The sequence below is a fragment of the Paenibacillus sp. sgz302115 genome (assembly GCF_056120445.1).
In genome coordinates, this window is record NZ_JBVYOK010000009.1 from 1 (window position 1) to 21,495 (window position 21,495).

The window sequence follows — 21,495 nt, forward strand, 5'->3', positions numbered from 1 at the left end:
GTACCTCAGGCCGTGCTTTTGCCCCCGGCTTCCTTCAGATTCCACCTCGCGATGGACACCCTTGCCCTTGGCTAACGGTAGGCGCTTGCCAGCCCCCGCTCGGGACTTTCACCCTAGAGATGACGCCCATGCTGGGCGTACTCAAAAAAGAACGCCGTCATCTCAAATGACAGGCGTTCTTTTTTTGTTCACAACCAGTTTATAGCCTACCCCCCGGATAGAATCAATATGCACCGATTCCGGGTCCAGCTCGAGCTTCTTGCGCAGGGAGCTGACATGAACATCCACCGTGCGCTGTCCGCCGATATAGTCAAAACCCCAGACGGCATTCATCAGATCATCCCGGGTAAGCACCACACCCGGCTTGCGGGCCAGATACAGCAGAACCTCGAATTCCTTAGGCCGCAGATTGATGCTCTGTCCGCCCAGCGACACCTCATACCGTTCAGGGTAAATTTCCAGTTGGCCCAGAATAATAGTTGAAGCGGCCACAGCAGCTTCCGGCTGCACCTCCTCGGCCATCCCGGATATCCGGCGCAGCACCGCACTGACCCGGGCGAGCAGCTCCGATACGCCAAAAGGCTTGGTAATATAGTCATCGGCGCCGGATTTCAGTCCGCGGACTACATCCTCTTCAGCATTTTTGGCGGTTAGCACGATAACAGGCGTACGGATGCCCTGACCGCGCAGTTTATCCAGAATATCAATTCCGTTCATACCAGGCAGCATGAGATCCAATACGATTAAATCAAAAGGTTCTCTAGTCGCACGGTCGTATCCTGCCGTTCCATGATCCTCCACCGTCACCTCATAGCCTTCCTGCGTCAAATTATAGGACAGCAGCCGGGCAAGTGTCGGTTCATCTTCAATGACAAGCAATCGTTGTGCCATAGGTTCCCCCGTCTTCATATGTTTTAAAATTTACAAAACTGTTGGCATGCCCATCATATCACCAGAATGTTAAGCCGGTGTAAAATAATTAAGCTTTCATTATATTTCCGCGCTATAAATTTAATACTATACTGCTTGCCAGAAACGCTCAAGATGCCCGTCCCTGCCTTAATTGTATTTGCTACAACTAAAAATTCCATTTTTAGCACTGGAACCAATTTAATTGTAATCTGTACATTTAAACAGGCAGCGATGCAGCAAAAGAGGACCTTTCGCCAATTTTAACTGTACGGAGTACATTTATTGGTAAAAATGCGGCTTACGCCTGCTTTTTAACTGCACAAATTACAATTATCCAGCGCCCGCCACTCCAAAAGCCAGCCTCCCAGCCTACTCCGCTTCATCCTGCAGCAGCGGGAGTTCAAGGATGAAGGAGCTGCCGATGCCGAGGTCGCTCTCTACTGAGATTGAGCCGCGGTGCAGCTCTACCAGATGCTTGACAATCGACAGCCCCAGACCGGTTCCGCCGGAGCTTCTGGATCTCGCTTTGTCCACCCGGTAGAACCGCTCGAAGATCCGGGGCAGATCCTTGCGCGGAATGCCCATCCCGGTATCTCTGACGGTAAAGACAACCGTTTCCGTGCCATCGGTCTTCTGCCCGTTAACAACGGTTACCTTCACGCTTCCCCCTTCGTGCGTATAATTGATTGCATTGGAGAGCAGATTCATGAAAATCTGTCGCAGCTTGTCCTCATCGCCCTCCACGAACAGCTCTGCAGGCACATCTGCACTAAGACTGATATTCTTCTTCTCCGCAACCTTGCTCATCGTCTCCAGCATAGAATCGAAAAATTCAATCAGATGTACAGGCGAGCATTCCAGCTGCACACGTTTGGATTCAATTTTGGACAGCTCCAGAATATCTCCGATCAGACGGTTCAGACGCTCATTCTCATCATAAATAATCTGCAGAAAAGAGCGGGCGGTCTTCTCGTCCGTCACACCGCCGCCGAGCAGCGTCTCGGCAAAGCCTTTGACAGCGGCAACCGGAGTCTTCAGCTCATGGGACACGTTGGCCACGAACTCACTGCGCATTTTTTCCAGACGGCGGATTTCCGTAACCTCCTGCAGCAGGAACAGCATCCCCCGGCAGGCGCCGTCCTGCATCATTGGAACGCCATCCAGCCGCACAATCCGCTCCGCAGGGTTATAGATGCTCCGCTCTTCATGAATCGGCTCCTTGCGGGAAACGCCCTCCTCAATCAGACGGGTAAGCTCATAATGATGCTTCAGCTCCTTATAGGAGTGTCCGGTCATCTCGCTGTTCTTCACATCCAGCAGCCGCTCCGAGGCACGGTTCAGCAGCGCAATCTCACCTTCGGCATTGATCATGACAATCCCGCCGGTCATGTTGTCCAGCACGCTCTGCAGTAGATCCTCGTTGTCGCGGATCGTCTTAAGCTGGGCCTGCAGGCTGTCCGCCATGGCATTGATCGCGTTCGCGAGCTGCCCGACCTCATCCTTGCGCCGCATCGGTACTCTGGCATCGTAGTCCAAGTCGGTAATGCGGCGGGCCACCCTTGTAATCTGCTCAAGCGGTGAGGTCATACTGGAAGCTACCTTGTAGCTGACAAAGGTCGCCGCGATGAACAGCAGCACAAGTCCGCCGGCCATAATCATCCAGGCACGGTTCAGCCCCTCCGTCACAGCGTCGAGGCCCATAGAAAGACGGATATAGCCGTCAAAGCCCTGATCCGAGACAACGGCTCCGGCCACATAAAGCATTTTACGGTCCAGCGTGTCGCTGTAGCGGATCGCCCGGCCAATTCCTTCCTTGGCTGCAAGCACTTCCTCTTCACGGGTCGAGTGGTTGTCCATTTCCAGCGGGTTCTTCTCTGAATCACCGATAACTTTGCCATCCTTAGTAATAAAGGTTATTCGTGAATTGGTCAGCTTGGCGATACGTTTAGCCTCCGCCGTGTAGTAAGTCATAGCATCCGGACCGTTCATATCAATGAATTTGAAGGTGCCAGAGAGCAATTTTATTTCCCGGGACATGTTCTCTTCGAGCGCTGAAATATGGGAGTTCTTAAACAATTGTGCCATAGTTATACCGGCGCCGATCATGGATATTCCAATCAGTGCCATCAGTATGACCGTGAGGCGAATGCGAAACGGTTTCATCAGAATTAGTCCTCTTTCTTATCATTATGTCCTTGAGAACATCCTACCTTCATTTTCGCCAAAATACCAGTTCCTCAAAGATTATCAACGCAGTGTAAACTTGAGAGGAGCTTAAAGCCGAATAGAGGCCTTTTTGAAATTATGGTATTATGACAAGCAGAAGCTCATGCTCACAAAAATGTTAAAGTTCGCGAGGGAAGCCGATGAAAGTAACAATTTCGGATGTTGCCAAAGCCGCCAATGTGGCTAAATCCACCGTCTCCAAGGTGCTGAACGATTCTCCCAAAATATCCGCCGAAACCAAGCTCAGAGTCCGCGAGATCATGAAGCAAATGAATTATACGCCAAGCAGTATAGCTACAGGTCTAGCCAGACAAAGAAGCCATACGGTCGGGCTGCTGGTGGACATGTCCAAGGAAAGCGAATTCCTCAACCAGTTCTTTTACAATATTATCGGGGGGATTGAGAGTGTAATCGGACCTCTGAAATATGAATTAACGATCTGCAATGTCCAGCATAATGATGAGGAAGGCCATTTCCTGAACAGGCTTGTGCTGAACCAGCGTGTCGACGGCATTATTGCCAACAACTCGGTGCTGACCAAAGAGCTGTCCATGGAGCTGGACCGGCTGGACTTCCCCTATGTCTCCATCGGTGAGATTGATGCTCCCGCAAGCTGGGTGGATTTCGACAATGAAGCCGGGGGCAGAATGCTGACCAGCCATCTATTGCAGCAGGGTTATGCCAGACCCGCTTTTATTGGCGGAGAACGGGATGAGCGGATTTTCACCCGGAGACTAAGCGGCTATCTTCAGGCTTTGCAGCAGGCAGGACTCAGCGCCCGGGAGGACTGGACTGTAAACGTCCGGGCTGACGAGCATGAGGGTTACCGGGCTGCACGGGAGCTTTTATCATCTGAAGAACGCCCTGACTCTGTTGTATGCATGACCAACTATGTCGCCTTCGGTGTGCTGAAAGCCGCCCGCGAGCTGGGAATTGAAGTTCCCGCACAGCTTGGCGTTGCCGCTTTTGACGAGTATCCCTTGTCGCGTTATACGACTCCTCCACTCACCTCGCTGAATATAGATACCTTCAGGCTTGGCGTAACCTCCGGCCAGTGGCTGATGGAGCGTATTCAGGGCAGCGGTATGGCATCACGGCAAATGCAGCTGGAGCCGGAGCTTATTGTGCGGGAGTCCTCTGCGAGATAACAGCTAACTTCACATTAAAAATCCGGATGTTTTCCAGAATTTGATGAATAAGCTGCCAGTTCCTGCCCGCAACAAAAAGAGGCCGTATTTGGCCTCTTTTTGCGCCGCAAGGGTCGCTCCGTATGGGAACGCCCCGGTAGCTACGTATTATTTTCTACTGCTGACTACGATATAATTTAGACTTTTGATACATTCACCCGGATGATGCCTCTCAAGGAATCCACCAGACCTTCGGGAGTGCTCGGAGTCAGCATAATATCATGAGTCAACAAACCCCGCCCGGCTTCAGAACCCCGCCTCCCTGATCTCTATTCTTTGTCCGGCTTGACTACCGTCAGCAGCATGTGAAAAGCTTCCCGCGCCTGCAGCGCATGTGGAATCTCCGAAGGCATCACAATGGATTCCCCCTGCGAGACAGTATATTGCTGATCGCCAATCGTAATTTCAGCCACGCCCGACAGTATCTGAACCAGCGCATCCCCTTTTGTCGTATGCATCTTAATGCCTTCCCCTTGGTCCAAAGAGAATAACGTCATGCCCAGATTCGGGCGCTGCACCAGTGTCATGCTTGAGGTTTGATTAGGGGCTACCGGGATCAGCTCGTCCAGCTTCATGACCTGCGAGTGCGGCAGCTTTTTGATATATTGGCTGTTTTCCATATGGATCATGCTCCTCTTCTTCTGTTAATTTAACCCATTCACTTGCACAAACTTGCATCTGGCCGGCGCCTCGATAGAGTGCTCCGTATTCCTTGTAATTGCGAAGAATTCGCCTGCGCTAACGGCAACAGGTTGCCCTTGAAGCGTTAGATTCAGTTGTCCTTCCAGCACATAGATGACTTTCGTATTCGGCGAGGATTCGTTGCTGATGCTCTCACCGGAATCCATTGCGTACAGCAGCAGATCCATATTGACCCCGCTTGCCAGCGTACGGCTCGTAATTTGCCGGTCACGGTATATCACCAAATCGCGTAAATTTACTGCCTGCTCAAAGGGAATGTTCATAGCAGCCTCCTAACTTTTGCAAAAATAGCAGTCACAACTTGCAAAATGAACTATAATGATCTTAGCAAGTCATTGAGAATGTTTATCAATTACTGAAAGTATAGCAGAGCTTACGCTAATTTTCGGTTGCCATGGCAACAGGAGGTGACAATTTTCGAAAATGTACAGTAATATGTTTAAGGAAACGGCGTTGTTCAAAGGTTTTTCCGAGCAGGAGATTGTTCAGTCCCTAGCCTGTCTGGGCGGGTACAGCCAAACCTACCGGAAGAAAGAGATTATTATCAACAATGAGGAGCAACTGCATTCGATTGGGGTCGTTCTGCAGGGCACCCTGTTCATGTGCAAGGAAGATCCTATGGGGATGCGGTTTATTTTTTCGGAGCTAAATGCAGGGGCCATTGTCGGGGAAACGGCGCTTCATGCCGGCCAGCAGCAGACAGGCTATGAGATAACGGCGGCAACTGATTGCGAAGTGCTGTTCATTCGGATTGATCAGATCGTGCGTCCCGGCCAGGTGATTTGCACGCTGAGAGCCAGGATTATTGAGAATCTCGTCAGCCTTATTCTGCACAAGAATCAGGAACTATATGACAAGCTGGACATCGTGACGCATAAAAATCTTCGCAACAAAATTCTCTATTACTTGCAGCAGCAGGCGAAAAAAAATAACAGCCCCAGCTTTACCATTCCTTTTTCGCGGGAGGAGCTGGCCTATTACCTGGGTGTGGACAGAAGCGCCTTGTCCCGCGAGCTAAGCCGGATGAAGGCAGAAGGTGTCCTCACCTATTCCCGCAATGCCTTCCGGCTTCTTCAAAGTGAATAACGGGTCTCTTCGTTCGCTGCCGGACCAAGCCGGCAATCCGATAAAAATGACCGAAAACACAAGAGCAGCGATCCTCCAATAATGGGAGAATCGCTGCTTTGCTGTCTTTTTGCGGTTATTAAATGGACTGGGCTGTCTCTATAGATCCTTCCAGCGCTGCACGGTCAAGGAGACGGTCTGGGCCCCGCCTGCCGGGGTCAATGTCCGGTTCGCGATATCTGCGCCGCTGGAGGCCGTCTCGACGGTCGCCCAGCTTCCGCGTGTAATCTTATACTGCACTGCCGTTCCGGCTGGCAGGCTCAGTGTAATCGAGTACACTCCATCGCTGCCTTTGGTCAGTTGATAAGCGGGGTCCGCCGCATTCCAACTGTTAAATGAGCCTGTCAGGAAGACTGGTCCGCTTGCAGGCGTCGAGCCGGGAACGCTGACCCGGAACGTCACGCTGTCTGCCTGGGGTTCACCTGCTGCAATGCTGCCGTTCACCAGACTCCAGACCCCTGAGGCAAAATGATAATTATTGCCGCCGTTATTGTCCCAGGTACCGCTGCCGTTATTAAAGGCTGCGGTCAGCCCTGATGCACCTTCCAACGGGAGCGTAATGGATTTGTAGCCTGAGAACGCAGAAGCCTGCATCTGTGTTCCCGGTGCTGTGGTCCACACCGTCGAACCGTCTACCTTATAATGGATATAAGAGTTCGTATACGCTGTATTCTTGTAATAAATCGTCGCCGTGTTGCCTACAGGTGTCGCGGTTGGCGTCGCTGTCGGCGTAACCGTTGGTGTTACTGTTGGCGTTGGTGTCGGTGTAGTCGTTGGTGTAGGTGTTGGCGCTACTGTTGGCGTTGGTGTTGGTGTTACCGTCGGCGTTGGCGTTGGTGAAGCCGTTGGTGTCACCGGTCCGCCTGGCTGAATGCTTCCGGTTGGCGTATAGGTCCAGGTGCCGGTGCCGAACAGATAGTTACTGCCGCCGTTGCTGTCCCAAGTGCCGCTGCCATTGTTGAAGCAGGCTTCGAGCTGAGAGGCTGAGCCAATGTTAATCGTAATTTTATTGTAGCCCGGTACTTCAGATACCGGTATCGCTACACCCGGTGCTGTCGTCCACGTTCCTCCTGCCGGACGGTAATGAATGTATGGCGTAGTGTAGCCCTGCTTGTAATAGATGGTTACATTATTTCCGGCAGGAGTGGTCACCAGAGCTGCTGCGCTGAGTGCCGACAGATTGCCTGCCGCATCAAAAGCTTTTACCTTATAGCTGTAGCTCGTTTGCGCTGACAACCCGTTGTCGGTGTAAGAGGTTGTGGCAGAGGTTCCCACCTTCACCCCATCACGGTAAATCTCATAGCCGGTTACCCCGACATTGTCAGTGGAAGCCGACCAGCTTACGAGCGCACTGGATGCATTCTGCACTATGGCCGTCACATTTCCCGGGACAGTCGGTGCTTCAGTATCCACAATAGGCTGCGTCTTGGAATAGATTTTGGCTGAGTTTGCATCCACCGTTACGGTAATTTGCTTGCCGGTTGCGCCGCCTGATTGAACGGTTACCGTGTCGGATGTATTCAATTGATTAATCAGAACAGTTCCAACAGCCAGCGTACTCTCTGCACGCAGCGGAATGGTGACTGTCTGCGATCCGCTGGATTTGTTGCTGAATACGGAGATAACCTCCTGGCCCACATTAGTTCCGCTGTCTACACGGCGGGAGAACGCGTACAAATTCTGGGCAGACCACATTTCACGCTGGGTGCCTGTGCGGAGCGCCGGATTGTTTTTGCGGATTTCATTCAGTTTGGCAATATGCTTGTAGGTGTTCGTGTTCTCATTAAAATAGTTCTGCAGAACATTGCCGTTCGCATCCCGCTTCACCATCGACCAGCGGTTCCAGGTATCGGCGATTCCGCCTGTCATAATCTGGCCGTTGCCATTGCCTTTATTCTGTTCCGTGCCCTGGAAGACCACCGGTGTTCCGCGTACGGTGAAGATGAAGGACAGCGCGTTCTGCAGCTTCTCAACGCTGCCTCCGGCTTCCGTCAGGAACCGGTTACGGTCATGATTGTCGATAAATGTAACCATATGGTTCGCATTTCCGTTGTAATAGGAATCTTGGGCTAGTGTGCTTTTGATATTGGAGTCAAAAGACTGCCCGTAAGCGAAGCTGTTCAGCACCGAGAAGAACATCGGGAAATCGAGCATGCCCCATTCCTTGTTGTTGCCTACCCAGCGGGAGACGAATTCCGCATTTCCGTCAAAATTCTCGCCGAACGTGTTGACTCCGAGCAGATTCTGCAATTCGCCGATATCCGTCGGCTTGATCAGCTTCGCAGCATCAACGCGGGCGCCGTCCGCTCCCGTGTAGTCAAACCAGCCTTTAATAGAATTGAATATGGCCTGCTTGGCGGCTGGAACGTCAAAGTCGATATCATCCAGCCCGCCAAGATCGTGATTCTCTAAATAATCCTGGGCCCATTGATCATATCTTCCGTCTGCCAGCGACCAGTTGATATCTCCATTATGGTGATACCAGGCCGGGTTATTGAAAGGCGCTGCCGGCTGCAAAGCCGGTATATCATAATAAGCCTGCGTACCCAGCATGTAGTCTCCGACATGGTTCGGAACTACGTCAATAATGACCTTAATTCCGAGCGCATGTGCGGAGTCCACCAGTTCCTTAAGCTTCTCTTTGGTTCCAAAATAGGGATTCGCAGCGTTAGGATTTTTTACGTTATAGCCGTGGTAGGCTGTGTTTTTCCCTGTACCGTTGTTATCGCGGTTAGTCATCTGCGGCTCTGCAACCGGAGAGATCCAAATAGCGGTGTATCCCATGTTGTGAATGTAGGGCAGCTTGTCGATAACTCCCTGCCAGTCCCCGCCCTTCATATAACGGAAATCTTCCTCAGAGTTCTCACCATAACGAATGGCGGCTCCGGTGGCGTTGTTGGAGGAATCCCCATCATTAAAACGGTCAACCATGATCTGATAAATCGTGTCGTTCTCGGTAACGGTCCCGATGCTGGCCGCTTCGGCCTTTGCGGGCGGCAGCACAAACAAATTCGTCGTGATAGAAAGAACCATAGACATGATTAGAACCGGAACAAGCCAAAATTTGCGTTTCATTCCTCATCTCCCTCTCATATGAGCACATTAGAACTTTACTGCCTGTGAATACACTTCCCTCACTTGCAAGACAACTGTTGCAGGACCATGCTACAGGATGGGAAACCGGTTTCCTTCTAAAAATTAACATGCTTATGTATGCGTTGTCAAGCTTAAAAATATCGTTGATAGATTAAGGATTTTGCTAGAAATGGAAGCCCGGTTTAGGCCATAACTTTAATAAATTTGCACCAAGGAGAAACGGCTACGGCGTCCTTAGAAGGACGGTATCCGTTTCAGCGAGAAATATAAGGATAAAGTATAGCGTGAAACTTATACTTTCTTATATTTAAAAAAAGCCTTCCCCCATTAAATCCGGAGGAAGACTTCCTGCATACATATGGCTTGCTTTATTTGAATACCGGTTCCCGGAACTGGGCCAGCTTGGCGGCAGAATCCTTCTCTACGTCGGCATGCAGGCTGTTGCCGTGCGCGTCCATAGTAACGATGGCGGCGAAGCCGTCCACCTGTAAATGCCACATCGCCTCCGGGATTCCGAATTCCATGAAATCGACGCCATCCACCTGCTTGATGCATTCGGCGTAATATTGCGCTGCTCCGCCAATCGCATTGAGATAGACACCCCCATGCTCCTGCAGCGCCTTCAGCGTCTTGGGACCCATTCCCCCCTTGCCAATGACCGCACGGATGCCGAATTTACGCATGATATCGCCTTGGTAAGGCTCCTCGCGGATGCTTGTGGTTGGGCCCGCAGCCTTCACATGCCAGCCCTCGTCATCCTTCAGCATCACTGGCCCGCAGTGGTAAATCACCGCCCCATTCAGATCAACCGGCGATTCGTGATCCATCAGATACTTATGCAGCGCATCGCGTCCGGTGTGCATCTCCCCAGAGAGTATTACAACATCGCCTACCCGCAGACTGCGGATGTCTTCCTCGCTGATCGGTGTAGTCAGGCGGATCTCACGGGACTGTTCAGCCGTCCCTTCCCCGGGCTTGGATTCAGTTCCTCCAGTCGTTTCCGCTGCAGGGATCGTGGCATCCCCGGGAACGGCCCCAGAGGCTCCGCCACCCACAGTAACCGCCACCGGTTCAGGTATAGCAGCCGGTACGGAGCTGTCATCAGCCTCAACAGATATTCCCGTGCCGCTCTCATACAGCCATTCCTTGATGTTGCCGGTCGCCGGATCAACAAGTACCCCCTGGCGGCGGAACGCCCAGCAATTATAAGCAACCGAGACGAAAAAGCTGGCCGGAAGCCGGTTCATCACACCGATCTTGCAGCCCAGCAGCGTAACCTCACCGCCGAAGCCCATCGTGCCGATGCCCAGCTTGTTGGCATTCTCCATAATATATTCTTCCAGCTTGCCGAGGTCTTGGTTGGGGTTGATATCCTCTACCTTGCGGAACAACTGTTTCTTCGCCAGCTCATAGCCAGTTGTCCGGTCACCGCCAATACCGACGCCAATGAAGCCTGCGCTGCAGCCCTGACCCTGTGCCTGGTATACAGCATGGAGAATACATTTGCGGATTCCATCAAGATCGCGGCCCGCTTTGCCCAGCCCCTCCAGATCTGCCGGAAGGCTGTACTGGATATTTTTATTCTCACAGCCGCCGCCCTTCAGAATGAGCCGGACATCCACATCTTCTTCTTCCCACTGCTCGAAATGAATCACCGGTGTACCCGCGCCAAGGTTGTCTCCGCTATTCTCGCCGGTAAGCGAATCTACAGAGTTGGGGCGCAGCTTGCCGTTCTTCGTGGCCCGGATAATGGCGTTATGAATGTCCTTCTTCATCTCAATCTGATTGATGCCCACCGGCGTATGAATGATGAAGGTCGGCATCCCTGTATCCTGACAGATCGGCGAGACTTGGAGTTCAGCCATGCCGATATTCTGCGCAATGGTGGTGAGCGCCAAGCCAGACCGGGTCGCCCGGTCCTCCATAGCGCGACCTTTCGCTACCGCCCGGCGCACATCGCCCGGCAGATTCGTGGAGGTCTCTACGATCAGATTATACACGCTGTCTTCAAAATGCTGCATCCTTAGTCCAGCTCCTCTCCATACGTTCGCGGTTGTCCAAACTCTGTTACAATTAGTTATTATCATAACATATTAAGCCACGTATGAAAGGGGTTACCTAAAAATTGAATTACCATTTTTCCGCCTATCTGTACCGGCTGCAGTATATTCAGCGCTGGAGCCTCATGCGCAGCACCGCTCCTGAAAATGTCGCACAGCACTCGTTCCATGTAGCCCTGCTGGCGCATATGCTCTGCTCCATCGGCAATGTCCACTTCGCCCGGTCACTGAACGCCGACCGGGCCGCCGCAATGGCGCTGTTTCACGACGCCGCCGAGGTCTTCACCGGCGACATCGCCACGCCGGTGAAGCATAACAACCCGCGTCTGCTGTCCAGCTTCCGCGAGATGGAGCGGATCGCCGCCGAACGGCTGGCGGCGATGATACCGCCGGAGCTTGCGGCCGTCTACACGCCGCTCCTGCAGCCGCAGATCAGCCCTCCCGGCTCCGGGGATGCCGGGCTGCTGCGTTATGTCAAAGCGGCGGATCACCTGGACGCCTATCTGAAATGCGTCTGGGAGGTCGCCGCAGGCAACCGTGAATTCGCCGCCGCCAAGGAGCAGACCGCCGCGAAGCTGCGCGCGCTGGCAATGCCGGAGATGGAGTACTTCCTGACCCATATGGCTCCGGGCTTTGAAATGTCCCTGGATGAGCTGTCCGCCGGAATGGGTGGGAACGAATCCGTGGAAAATGGCGAATAGCAGTAAAGGGTAGCGGACCTGCGAATGAAGCGGGAACACTGCCCTCAATTTTCGTGAGTGGACGCACCATAGGAATATCTCCTTGACCGCAACCAGGTTTGTCAGAGGGTTCAACCCTGGTTCAACCAGGGTTCAGCATGCGTTCAGCCGAGCTGAAAAAGTTAGGTGGAATTAGTAGAACTAATTCACAGCTTTCTGCTCCACAGCAGGGTTTAGTGGGATTTCCTCCAAATATTTCGGCTAAAATCAGGGACTGAAGGCACATACAGCTGGATTAGGTTTCCTTTTTCCCACTTGCGGTATGAGGAAACTAGGAGCGCCCGTTTTAGGTTTACTTTTTCCACTTAAGCCTCCTTTATAATTACCAAGATCTAGTAAAAATCCCAATCCTTGAATACCGGCTGCAGACCATTTGCCTCCAGCATATCCACAATTGCAGGCACACTCCGTTCATCCGAGATTTCGAACTGCGGAGTACCGCCTTCCTGGGTATGGCCTCCTACCTCTGTAGAGACTCCCGCCGACATTTTGGTGATTCCCAAATGAATCAGATGATCACGCAAGGCAGCCGGCTCCCGGGTGGATAAGGTAAGGCCGGCACGCGGCAGAAACAGGCGGTAAGCCAGAATAATTTGCACCAGCGCACGGTCGGTTACATCACTGTCCGGGTTGAACTCGCCCAAATACGGGCGGAACCGCGGAGCGGAGAGGCCGATTTCGCATTCGGGATATTTGTTCTGCAAATAACGTGCATGCATCGCGGTCATAAAGGCTTCCTGCCGCCAGTCATACATCCCGAGGAGAGCACCGATGTTCACCGAGCGGAACCCGGCCTGGCAGCCCCGTTCAGGCGCATCCAGACGGTTGCGGTAGACCCGCTTGGGACCCTTGACATGCAGCTTGCGGTACGTCTCCTGATGATAGACCTCCTGATACAGCGTCAAGCCGTCCACTCCAGCCTCCCTAAGCTCCTTATATTCCTCCGTGGACAGCGGGTTCACCTCGATGCTGATGGAAGAGAAATATTTGCGGAGGATTTCCACGCATTCCTTCACGTAGGAGGCCGGACTTTCCCTGCGGGATTCCCCAGTAAGCAGCAGGATGTGCCGGAGACCTGTGGCGGAAATCGCCCGTCCCTCTTGCCCCACCTGCTCCGACGTCAATCTTTTTCGCGGAAAATCATATATGGAGCTAAAGCTGCAATAAGTGCAGTGATTCACGCAGAAGTCGGCGAGATACATCGGTGTGAACATCTGCATGACATGTCCAAAATGCGAACGGGTCAGCTGCTGCGCACGCTGGGCCATCTCCTCCAGACAAGTCTCCGCAGCCGGGGACAGCAGGGCTTGAAGATCCCGCTCTTCCAGATGCTCCTTGCGGATTGCCCGCCTCACATCCTCCACCTGATATGCTTTCCATAAAGCTTCGTAAGGAAGCTGCTCCAGACGGGTCAGTGTCTCATAAAAGCTCATGTTCCTCCCCCATTTCCGTAAGGCACTGCAGAAAACCCGTCAAGGGCGAAGATGCTACGGCAGTCTCTTCCACCGGCCCTAGTCCGGCCAAGTAGGCTTTGCGGCCTGCGGTTACCGCATCGCGGAACGCTTCGGCCATCAGCAGCGGATCACGGGCCGTAGCGATAGCCGTGTTAAGCAGCACAGCCGCTGCGCCAAGCTCCATCGCCTCTGCTGCTTCGGACGGCTTGCCGATTCCCGCGTCCACAATAATGGGAAGCTCCACCTCGGCAATCAGAATCCGCAGCAGCTCCTTCGTCTTCAAGCCACGGTTCGAGCCTATCGGGGAGCCAAGCGGCATGATGGCGGCGGCTCCCGCCTTCTTCATCTGAATGGCTGCTGACAGATCCGGGCTCATATACGGAAGCACTACGAAGCCGTCAGCGGCCAGAATTTCCGTAGCCCGAATCGTCTCCAGGTTATCCGGCAGCAGATACTTCTGATCGTTAATGATCTCAATCTTGACCCAATTGCCAAGGCCGGCCGCTCTAGCCAGTCTCGCAATGCGCACCGCCTCTTCAGCAGTTCTAGCCCCTGAGGTATTGGGCAGCAGCGTCATATGGGCAGGAATATGGCTGACAATATTGTCTTTGCTCTCCGGATCAACCCGGCGCAGAGCAACCGTAATCACCTGTGAGCCTGAACGTGCGATGACCTCGGGAATCAGAGTGTTCCGGCTATATTTTCCTGTACCTATGAATAAACGGCTGGATAAAGAAATGCCGCCAATAATCAATGGATCTAACATGAACCCGCCTCCTGATAAATATTTTTGTTCACAATAGCTCAGCCCCCGCCTACAAAATGCACCAGCTCTATCCGGTCGCCTTCGCTGAGCAGCGTTTCTCCGTAATTGTCTTTGGGGACAATCTCACCGTTCAGCTCCACAATTACAAGCCTTCCGTTCCACTCAGGGAGGCATAGCAGGTCGGCCAATGTCCGGCAGTCTTCTGCATACACCCCGGCTTTCCCATTAATGATCAGCTTCACGCCTGTTCACCTCCTCCGCCAAAAGAATCAGCGATATTCACAGCCGCCGCGCTGGAATTATTCTGCACCGCCGCTCTGTAAGCCTTAGCGGCAGCCACAGGATCTGCGCTGCTGCAAATGCCGGACATCACCGCAATCCCTGCGGCGCCCTGCCGCACAATCCGGCCAGCGTTGCCCGGTTCAATCCCGCCGATGGCAATCAGGGGAATGCTGCTGCCCCGCACGGCTGCTCTCAGCAGATCAAGGCCACGCTCTTGCTGTCCCCGCTTGCAAGCTGTGGCAAACACATGCCCGAACAGGCAGTAATCCGCCCCCTGTTCTCCCGCTTCTGCGGCCTCCTCCGCAGAATGCACCGACCTCCCCAGCCGCAGGCCGGGAGCAGCGGCGCGGGCAGCAGCAGGCGGCAGGCTGTGCCAGGCAAGCTGGACACCGCCCGCGCCGGCCGCAAGGGCAACATCAAGACGGTCATTAATGATCAGCTTGGCCGCTGAGATTCCCGCCCTGATCAATTGCTCCGTCAGGTTCAGCAGCTCCCGGGCGGACAAATGCTTTTCCCGCAGATGGATATAATCCACAAGTGGATGCACAGCCGCAGCAAGTGCAATCAACCGCTCCGGCCCAAGCTTCCCGTCCGAAATCAAATGAATTTCAGCCAAGCGGTTCACCTTCATTCATTGTTGTTGCTGCAACACCAAACACAAAAAAACCGCCCCCAGCAATAGGAGGCAGTCGGAAATATATACAGGAATACGGGCTGAAGGATAAGCCCCGCTGCAGTCATTCGTTCACACTTTCCTACGCTGGTATAAACCAGATCAGGTTCAAAGGGTCCGAACGGTCAGGTTCGTCTCAGCCTTGCGGCACCCCTAGTGGCAAATTCATATTCAGTTGCTGACGTGCTTCATATTAACATAGTTTTCCTCGAAAAAGCTATAGAAATGATATGAGAAGTTACCAATGAGCATGCGCAGCAAAAAGAGCGGACCGCAGAGGTACGCTCTTACACCTGATTTATAGAGCATCAATGCTCCTGTTAGCCGTTTATAATCTCGCCGCCATTGACATGAATCACCTGTCCGCTTACATAGGATGAATCCTCAGAAGCGAGATAGACATAGGCGGGTGCCAGCTCCTCCGGTTGGCCGGGGCGTTTCATCGGCTGTGTGCCGCCGAACTCGCTGACCTTCTTGGCGTCAAAGGAAGACGGGATAAGCGGAGTCCAGACTGGACCCGGCGCGACAGCGTTGACACGAATGCCCTGTTCCGCCAGATTCATCGAGAGTGACCGGGTGAAGCTGAGAATTGCGCCTTTGGTGGACGAATAGTCCAGCAGCTGCGGGCTGCCCCTATAGGCCGTGATGGAGGTCGTGTTGATGATCGTGGAGCCTTTTTTCAGATGGGGCATTGCCGCCTTGGTCAAGTAGAACATAGAGAAAATATTCGTGCGGAAGGTACGTTCAAGCTGCTCGGAAGTGATATTCTCAATCTTGTCCTGCGGATGCTGCTCGGCGGCATTGTTGATCAGGATGTCCAGCTTGCCCAGTCCGTCCACCGTCTTTTTAATCAGATCCTGGCAGAAGGCTTCCACACCGATATCACCGGCTACCAAAATACATTTGCGGCCTTCCTGCTCCACCTGGCGTTTGGTCTCTTCGGCATCCGAATGCTCATTCAGATAAGAAACAACGACATCCGCGCCTTCCTTGGCAAAATGAACAGCCACCGCGCGCCCAATGCCGCTGTCACCCCCAGTAATAAGCGCCGCCTTGCCCAGCAGCTTGCCTGCCGCCTTATAGGCTGACGTCTCGAATTCCGGCAGTGGCTTCATCTGGCTCTCAATCCCGGGCTGTTGCTTCTGCTCCTGCGGGGGTAAGGTTTGTGTGGCTTGATTGTTTGGCATGATCCTTGTCTCCTTTCGCTGTGCAACTATGGAAGTAGCATCATCGTTTTAGGATGGCTTATGGGGCTTGGATTATGCGTCGGGTGTGCTGTAAAACTTGAAGACAAAGGCGGACGCTACCGCTCCTACAGTTCCAAACTTCCCCTCCGCCACTTCTGCCTTTTGGTAGTTCTTTAGTTCAGCTTATATAGCTGAATTATCTTTACCACATACAGTCGTTTTTCGTGAAGACACCAGATATAATTTAGAGAACATTGTGTTTGTCAGGCATGGAGATTTGGACGGAACAACGAGGTTAGGTTAAGGAGGCAGGCACATTTATGACCAGAAATTCAAGGAGCATCGTCGTTGCCGTCAAAGGAGTTATTGTGCATAAAGGCAAAATTCTGCTTGTACAGCGCGCTGCGGAGGATTCTGTAGGGGCAGGGAGTTGGGAATGCCCGGGAGGGAAAATTGAATTCGGAGAAGGCCTGGAGGCCGCGCTGGTGCGGGAGATCAGGGAGGAGACCGGGCTTACGGTAGCTGTAGGAGCACTTTTATATGCATCCTCCTTTCTGAGCGATCCGGGCAGGCAGCTAGTCATCATCACCTACCTGTGCCGGTCACAAGAAGATACAGTACTGCTCTCGGAAGAGCATGCGGCTTATAAATGGAGCACCAAGCTTGAGGCTCAGACCCTGCTGCCGCCCGGCATCCTGGAGGAATTTGAGAAAAGTAATGTGTTTGCGCTGGAGGAGCTGCTGTGAGCAACAACTATACTACAAGAAGAGGGGGTCCCATGAGCCATGAAGTGGCTGCCTGGAACCCCCTCGTTTTTAGCAGGATAGGCTTGAGTACTTATGAGGACGCTTTCCCGCTATCTTCCTGAAACGTCTGTCCCAGCCTAGAATAGAGAGCGAATTTACCGCTATTTTGATGTTCACTTCATGTTCACACTCGTTCCGGCATTGACACGAAAATAGCTCTTTCCTCCCCCTCCTGACGTCAACCACTGATTGCCCGGTTCAGCTTAAATAATATGTCTGTACACCATAAAAAACATCATCACAATCAGCACGACCATCAGCAGCAGGCTCATGGTGCGCAGCTTTGCAGTGTGGGCCGTAACATCACGGTTCTCGCGCATTCCGGCTGCGGCCAGGCGCAGCGGCTTGCCCATAATCCCGCCCAGGGCGAACATTGCGAGCAGCAGTACAACCACAACAACCATCCAGGCTACGGTATAATCCCCCTTCGAGATCATATAACCGCCAGTCAGCAATTGAACAACCAGCCCGTATTGAGCGAAGCGGTTAAAGCCGCCAATTGCGCTCAGTGTTCCCTCCTTGGCTGGAGCGGACAGCTTTGCCGTGCTGCTCAGAATAAACGGCAGAACCAGATAGAAACCAAGTGCCAGTGTCCCGATCATATGTAAGAAAAAGAAAATCCGATCCATACTATACTCTCCTCACTTTTCGCTGTGATATAAGTTACATTACTATTATACCCAACCAAATAGCAGATGAAAAGAAAAGCCCTCATTTCTTAATAGCAAATGAGGGCTTCTAGCCGGAATTTAGATTGTAACTACTGCAGTAATCGCACGTATTGAATCGGCAGACTTATCCAGGGCCGCTTTCTCTTCCGGCGTCAGCTCCAGCTCATAAATCTTCCCAATGCCATCCGCACCCAGCAGCGCCGGAACTCCCATGAACAGACTATCATAGCCGTATTCCCCTTCAAGCAGGGCGATCACAGGAATAATCCGTTTCTTGTCCTTCAGTATCGCTTCTGCCATCTGCACCAGCGAAGCCGCAGGCGCATAATAGGCGCTGCCGTTGCCGAGCAGGCTGACGATTTCACCGCCGCCGACACGCGTGCGCTGCACAATCTCGGCAATCCGCTGTGCAGGAATCAGCGTCTCAATCGGAATGCCGCTGACACTGGAGTAGCGGACCAGCGGAACCATGTCATCCCCGTGGCCGCCCAGCACAAAGCCGCGCACATCCTCCACAGACACGTTAAGCTCCTGCGCGATGAAGGTACAATAACGCGCGGTATCCAGCACGCCGGATTGGCCAATGACGCGGTTCTTAGGAAAGCCCAGCGTCTTGTAGGCCACATAAGTCATAGCATCCACCGGGTTGCTCAGAATGATGACAATGGATTCGGGAGCGACCCGCTTCACATTCTCACAGACTGATTTCACGATGGAAGCATTCGTATTCACGAGATCATCGCGGCTCATGCCCGGCTTGCGGGCAACGCCCGCCGTGACAATCACAACATCGGAATCTGCCGCATCCTCATAGCTTGAGGTTCCCGTAATCTGGCTGCTGAACCTCAGCACAGGACCGGCCTCCAGCATGTCCAGCGCCTTGCCTTTGGTCGGATTCTCAAGCTGGGGAATATCCAGCAGCACCACGTCGCCGAGCTCCTTCTGTGCAATCATAAGCGCCGTGGTAGCGCCGGTAGAACCGGCGCCCACGACAGTAATTTTATTGCGTTTGATGGCCACTCGTCATCCTCCTGAAAGATTGATCGGCTTACAGATGCTTGATGATTTCGTCAGCAAACGCCGAGCATTTCAGCTCCGTTGCACCTTCCATTTGGCGGGCAAAATCATAAGTAACCGTCTTGTTATTGATCGCTGTGCTCATGCCTTTATAGATCAGGTCAGCCGCTTCCTGCCAGCCCAGATGCTCCAGCAGCATGACCCCGGACAGGATCACCGAACCCGGATTCACTACGTCCTTGTCAGCATATTTCGGCGCAGTACCATGAGTAGCTTCAAAGATAGCGTGCCCGGTAACATAGTTGATATTCGCTCCCGGAGCGATGCCGATGCCGCCAATTTGCGCAGCCAGCGCGTCGGACAAATAGTCGCCGTTCAGGTTCAGCGTAGCAATCACATCGAAATCGGTTGGACGGGTCAGTACCTGCTGCAGGGCGATGTCCGCAATCGCATCCTTGATGATGATTTTGCCGGCCGCTTCCGCTTCCTTCTGAGCCGCATTCGCCGCAGCCTCACCATCACGTTCCTTGATGGCATCATATTGATTCCAGGTGAAGACATGCTCGCCGAACTCCTGCTCAGCGACTTCATAACCCCAGTTCTTAAACGCGCCTTCTGTGAATTTCATGATGTTGCCTTTATGAACCAGCGTTACGCTCTTGCGTCCGTGCTTGATGGCATATTCAACTGCAGAGCGGACCAGACGCTTGGAGCCTTCCGAGGATACCGGCTTGATGCCGATACCGGATGTTTCCGGGAAGCGGATTTTGTTCACGCCCAGCTCTTGCTGCAGGAATTCGATCACTTTCTTCACTTCGGCAGAGCCTTCCTTATATTCGATGCCGGCATAAATATCCTCCGTATTCTCACGGAAAATAACCATGTCCACCAGCTCAGGATGCTTCACCGGCGAAGGAACGCCGTCGAAATAGCGGACCGGACGCAGACACACATACAGATCCAGCTCCTGGCGCAGCGCCACGTTCAGAGAGCGGATGCCTCCCCCGATTGGCGTAGTCAGCGGTCCCTTGATCGCCACAATATATTCACGGATCGCCTCCAGCGTATCATTCGGCAGCCATTCACCATATGTATTGAAGGCTTTTTCACCGGCAAACACTTCGTACCAGGCAATCTGCTTCGCACCGCCGTAAGCCTTGGCTACTGCAGCATCCAGCACCCGTTTGGAGGCTTTCCAAATGTCGCGGCCTGTACCGTCACCCTCAATGAACGGGATGATCGGATGATCCGGAACGAGCAGCTTGCCGTCTTCGATTGTAATTTGTTCGCCTTCTGTCGGCAGATCGTATTTTTCCAGTTTCAACATTTGTAGATATCCTCCTAAAAGTTTTGTGAGTTTGGTTTATATTTCATTCTACTAAAGGGGTATAGCGGCCCGCAAGGGCCGCTTTTTATCTCTCGTCAACCGGAATGTACTTTTGTTCGGACAAACCTGTGTATTCTGCACGCGGACGAATGATGCGGTTGTCTACATATTGCTCCAGAATATGTGCGGTCCATCCCGAAGTACGGCTGATCGCAAAGATCGGCGTAAACAGCTCCCGGTCAATGCCTAGCTGCGTGTAAACCGAAGCCGAATAAAAATCCACATTAGGCTTAAGTCCCTTCTGCCCTGTGATCAGCTCCTCGATCTTCACCGACATGTCGTACAGCGTCGTGTCATTCTTCATCATTCCCAGCTCGTAGGACATCTTCATGAGATGTTTGGCGCGCGGATCGCCGTTCTTGTAGACACGGTGTCCGAAGCCCATCACCTTCTCACGGCGTTCCAGCTTGCCCCGGATGTACGGCTCCACGTTATCCAGGCTGCCGATCTCCTCCAGCATCTTCATCACGGCCTCATTCGCCCCGCCATGCAGCGGCCCCTTAAGCGCGCCGATTGCCGAAGTTACGCCGGAATAAATATCGGAGAGCGTAGCTACAGTTACCCGGCCGGCAAATGTGGAAGCGTTCAGCTCATGATCGGCATGGAGCACAAGTGCGGCGTCCAGCGCTTTGATGGATACGATATCCGGCTGTTTGCCCCACAGCATATACAGGAAATTCTCGGCAAGCGAAACGCCGTCCTTTGGCGCAATAGGCTCAAGACCCTTGCGTATCCGCGACAGTGCGGCGACCACCGTCGGAATCTGCGCCTGCAGCTTCACCGCCTTGGTTTCATTCGCTTCACGGCTCATGTCGTCTGCCGCTTCGTCGTACAGAGCAAGGCTGGATACAGCCGTACGCAGCGCCGCCATCGTGTTGGCTTCTTTGGGATACAGCTTCATTTGCGCGATTACCTGCTCCGGGATCTTGGCGAACGCACTAAGATCACGCTGCAGCGCGTGAAGCTCGGGAGTCGTCGGAAGATTGCCGAACCACAGCAGATATGCGGTCTCTTCGAAGGTGGCATTTGCCGCAAGATCATCAATATCGTAACCACGGTAAGTGAGCACGCCGTCCACAATCGAACTGATCGAGGAGGTAGCGGCAACGATGCCTTCCAGTCCTTTAGTAGCTGTCATGGTATATCTCTCCTTTGCCAACAAGAGTATAAAAGCCGTTTTGAGCTCATGAAAACATTTACATTT

General features: G+C 53.0%; 19 protein-coding genes and 1 riboswitch. Of the genes, 4 read left to right on the forward strand and 15 right to left on the reverse strand.

What is annotated here, in order from left to right:
* Positions 1-162 precede the first annotated feature (162 nt).
* Both AC0LWN_RS17600 and pnpS read right to left on the reverse strand, forming a co-directional pair.
* Positions 163-891, reverse strand: coding sequence for a response regulator transcription factor (locus AC0LWN_RS17600; RefSeq protein ID WP_458963008.1), 729 nt, complete (start codon positions 889-891; stop codon positions 163-165).
* A gap of 390 nt (positions 892-1,281) precedes the next feature.
* Complete coding sequence (gene pnpS / locus AC0LWN_RS17605) at positions 1,282-3,075, reverse strand: two-component system histidine kinase PnpS (protein WP_474667497.1); 1,794 nt, start codon at positions 3,073-3,075, stop codon at positions 1,282-1,284.
* 203 nt (positions 3,076-3,278) lie between these two features.
* On the opposite strand from pnpS, the gene AC0LWN_RS17610 reads away from it, so the two are divergent.
* A complete protein-coding gene (locus AC0LWN_RS17610) occupies positions 3,279-4,286 on the forward strand; it encodes a LacI family DNA-binding transcriptional regulator (protein ID WP_474667499.1) in 1,008 nt (335 codons plus the stop codon).
* 308 nt (positions 4,287-4,594) lie between these two features.
* On the opposite strand, the gene AC0LWN_RS17615 is transcribed toward AC0LWN_RS17610, so the two are convergent.
* Positions 4,595-4,945, reverse strand: a complete 351-nt coding sequence (locus tag AC0LWN_RS17615; protein ID WP_474667501.1) for a cupin domain-containing protein — start codon at positions 4,943-4,945, stop codon at positions 4,595-4,597.
* Positions 4,946-4,969: 24 nt separating this feature from the next.
* Positions 4,970-5,290, reverse strand: coding sequence for a cupin domain-containing protein (locus tag AC0LWN_RS17620; RefSeq protein WP_474667503.1), 321 nt, complete (start codon positions 5,288-5,290; stop codon positions 4,970-4,972).
* Positions 5,291-5,450: 160 nt separating this feature from the next.
* Here AC0LWN_RS17620 and AC0LWN_RS17625 point away from each other — a divergent pair, with 160 nt between their 5' ends.
* Positions 5,451-6,113, forward strand: coding sequence for a Crp/Fnr family transcriptional regulator (locus AC0LWN_RS17625; RefSeq protein WP_474667505.1), 663 nt, complete (start codon positions 5,451-5,453; stop codon positions 6,111-6,113).
* 138 nt (positions 6,114-6,251) lie between these two features.
* Here AC0LWN_RS17625 and AC0LWN_RS17630 read toward each other — a convergent pair whose 3' ends face one another.
* Both AC0LWN_RS17630 and AC0LWN_RS17635 read right to left on the reverse strand, forming a co-directional pair.
* The gene (locus AC0LWN_RS17630; protein ID WP_474667507.1) at positions 6,252-9,227 is read right to left on the reverse strand and encodes an alpha-amylase family glycosyl hydrolase; all 2,976 of its coding nucleotides are present in this window, start codon (positions 9,225-9,227) and stop codon (positions 6,252-6,254) included.
* A 389-nt stretch (positions 9,228-9,616) separates the two neighbouring features.
* Positions 9,617-11,269, reverse strand: coding sequence for a fumarate hydratase (locus AC0LWN_RS17635; protein WP_474667509.1), 1,653 nt, complete (start codon positions 11,267-11,269; stop codon positions 9,617-9,619).
* A 104-nt stretch (positions 11,270-11,373) separates the two neighbouring features.
* Here AC0LWN_RS17635 and yfbR point away from each other — a divergent pair, with 104 nt between their 5' ends.
* Positions 11,374-12,009 carry a 5'-deoxynucleotidase gene (gene yfbR / locus AC0LWN_RS17640; RefSeq protein WP_474667512.1) on the forward strand — a complete coding sequence of 212 codons (636 nt, stop codon included), beginning with the start codon at positions 11,374-11,376 and terminating at the stop codon, positions 12,007-12,009.
* Between the two features lie 371 nt (positions 12,010-12,380).
* On the opposite strand, the gene thiH is transcribed toward yfbR, so the two are convergent.
* The 5 genes from thiH to AC0LWN_RS17665 all read right to left on the reverse strand — a co-directional run bounded on the left by thiH (position 12,381) and on the right by AC0LWN_RS17665 (position 16,410).
* A complete protein-coding gene (thiH, locus tag AC0LWN_RS17645; RefSeq protein WP_474667515.1) occupies positions 12,381-13,481 on the reverse strand; it encodes a 2-iminoacetate synthase ThiH in 1,101 nt (366 codons plus the stop codon).
* The gene (locus tag AC0LWN_RS17650) at positions 13,468-14,268 is read right to left on the reverse strand and encodes a thiazole synthase (protein WP_474667517.1); all 801 of its coding nucleotides are present in this window, start codon (positions 14,266-14,268) and stop codon (positions 13,468-13,470) included. Before AC0LWN_RS17650 ends, thiH begins: the two co-directional genes overlap by 14 nt.
* 38 nt (positions 14,269-14,306) lie before the next feature.
* Complete coding sequence (thiS, locus tag AC0LWN_RS17655) at positions 14,307-14,510, reverse strand: sulfur carrier protein ThiS (RefSeq protein ID WP_474667519.1); 204 nt, start codon at positions 14,508-14,510, stop codon at positions 14,307-14,309.
* On the reverse strand, positions 14,507-15,181 hold the full coding sequence (locus AC0LWN_RS17660) for a thiamine phosphate synthase (RefSeq protein WP_474667521.1): 675 nt from the start codon (positions 15,179-15,181) through the stop codon (positions 14,507-14,509). The genes thiS and AC0LWN_RS17660 overlap by 4 nt, the downstream gene beginning before the upstream one ends.
* Before the next feature lie 104 nt (positions 15,182-15,285).
* Positions 15,286-15,388: riboswitch (TPP riboswitch) on the reverse strand.
* A gap of 155 nt (positions 15,389-15,543) precedes the next feature.
* Positions 15,544-16,410, reverse strand: coding sequence for an SDR family oxidoreductase (locus AC0LWN_RS17665; RefSeq protein ID WP_474667524.1), 867 nt, complete (start codon positions 16,408-16,410; stop codon positions 15,544-15,546).
* 320 nt (positions 16,411-16,730) lie between these two features.
* Here AC0LWN_RS17665 and AC0LWN_RS17670 point away from each other — a divergent pair, with 320 nt between their 5' ends.
* A complete protein-coding gene (locus tag AC0LWN_RS17670) occupies positions 16,731-17,156 on the forward strand; it encodes an NUDIX hydrolase (RefSeq protein ID WP_474667526.1) in 426 nt (141 codons plus the stop codon).
* Between the two features lie 263 nt (positions 17,157-17,419).
* Here AC0LWN_RS17670 and AC0LWN_RS17675 read toward each other — a convergent pair whose 3' ends face one another.
* From AC0LWN_RS17675 to citZ, 4 genes are all read right to left on the reverse strand, one after another.
* Positions 17,420-17,845 carry a hypothetical protein gene (locus tag AC0LWN_RS17675; RefSeq protein WP_458962985.1) on the reverse strand — a complete coding sequence of 142 codons (426 nt, stop codon included), beginning with the start codon at positions 17,843-17,845 and terminating at the stop codon, positions 17,420-17,422.
* Positions 17,846-17,965: 120 nt separating this feature from the next.
* Complete coding sequence (gene mdh, locus AC0LWN_RS17680) at positions 17,966-18,907, reverse strand: malate dehydrogenase (protein ID WP_474667529.1); 942 nt, start codon at positions 18,905-18,907, stop codon at positions 17,966-17,968.
* A 28-nt stretch (positions 18,908-18,935) separates the two neighbouring features.
* Positions 18,936-20,231, reverse strand: coding sequence for an NADP-dependent isocitrate dehydrogenase (gene icd, locus AC0LWN_RS17685; protein WP_458962983.1), 1,296 nt, complete (start codon positions 20,229-20,231; stop codon positions 18,936-18,938).
* Positions 20,232-20,316: 85 nt separating this feature from the next.
* Positions 20,317-21,429 carry a citrate synthase gene (citZ, locus tag AC0LWN_RS17690; protein WP_474667532.1) on the reverse strand — a complete coding sequence of 371 codons (1,113 nt, stop codon included), beginning with the start codon at positions 21,427-21,429 and terminating at the stop codon, positions 20,317-20,319.
* Between the last annotated feature and the right edge of the window lie 66 nt (positions 21,430-21,495).

Bases quoted from the DNA above. Each gene is read 5' to 3' on its own strand.
- AC0LWN_RS17600 (WP_458963008.1), bottom strand. From the start codon at position 891: ATGGCACAACGATTGCTTGTCATTGAAGATGAACCGACACTTGCCCGG.
- pnpS (WP_474667497.1), bottom strand. From the start codon at position 3,075: ATGAAACCGTTTCGCATTCGCCTCACGGTCATACTGATGGCACTGATT.
- AC0LWN_RS17610 (WP_474667499.1), top strand. From the start codon at position 3,279: ATGAAAGTAACAATTTCGGATGTTGCCAAAGCCGCCAATGTGGCTAAA.
- AC0LWN_RS17615 (WP_474667501.1), bottom strand. From the start codon at position 4,945: ATGGAAAACAGCCAATATATCAAAAAGCTGCCGCACTCGCAGGTCATG.
- AC0LWN_RS17620 (WP_474667503.1), bottom strand. From the start codon at position 5,290: ATGAACATTCCCTTTGAGCAGGCAGTAAATTTACGCGATTTGGTGATA.
- AC0LWN_RS17625 (WP_474667505.1), top strand. From the start codon at position 5,451: ATGTACAGTAATATGTTTAAGGAAACGGCGTTGTTCAAAGGTTTTTCC.
- AC0LWN_RS17630 (WP_474667507.1), bottom strand. From the start codon at position 9,227: ATGAAACGCAAATTTTGGCTTGTTCCGGTTCTAATCATGTCTATGGTT.
- AC0LWN_RS17635 (WP_474667509.1), bottom strand. From the start codon at position 11,269: ATGCAGCATTTTGAAGACAGCGTGTATAATCTGATCGTAGAGACCTCC.
- thiH (WP_474667515.1), bottom strand. From the start codon at position 13,481: ATGAGCTTTTATGAGACACTGACCCGTCTGGAGCAGCTTCCTTACGAA.
- AC0LWN_RS17650 (WP_474667517.1), bottom strand. From the start codon at position 14,268: ATGTTAGATCCATTGATTATTGGCGGCATTTCTTTATCCAGCCGTTTA.
- AC0LWN_RS17660 (WP_474667521.1), bottom strand. From the start codon at position 15,181: ATGAAGGTGAACCGCTTGGCTGAAATTCATTTGATTTCGGACGGGAAG.
- AC0LWN_RS17665 (WP_474667524.1), bottom strand. From the start codon at position 16,410: ATGCCAAACAATCAAGCCACACAAACCTTACCCCCGCAGGAGCAGAAG.
- AC0LWN_RS17670 (WP_474667526.1), top strand. From the start codon at position 16,731: ATGACCAGAAATTCAAGGAGCATCGTCGTTGCCGTCAAAGGAGTTATT.
- AC0LWN_RS17675 (WP_458962985.1), bottom strand. From the start codon at position 17,845: ATGGATCGGATTTTCTTTTTCTTACATATGATCGGGACACTGGCACTT.
- icd (WP_458962983.1), bottom strand. From the start codon at position 20,231: ATGTTGAAACTGGAAAAATACGATCTGCCGACAGAAGGCGAACAAATT.
- citZ (WP_474667532.1), bottom strand. From the start codon at position 21,429: ATGACAGCTACTAAAGGACTGGAAGGCATCGTTGCCGCTACCTCCTCG.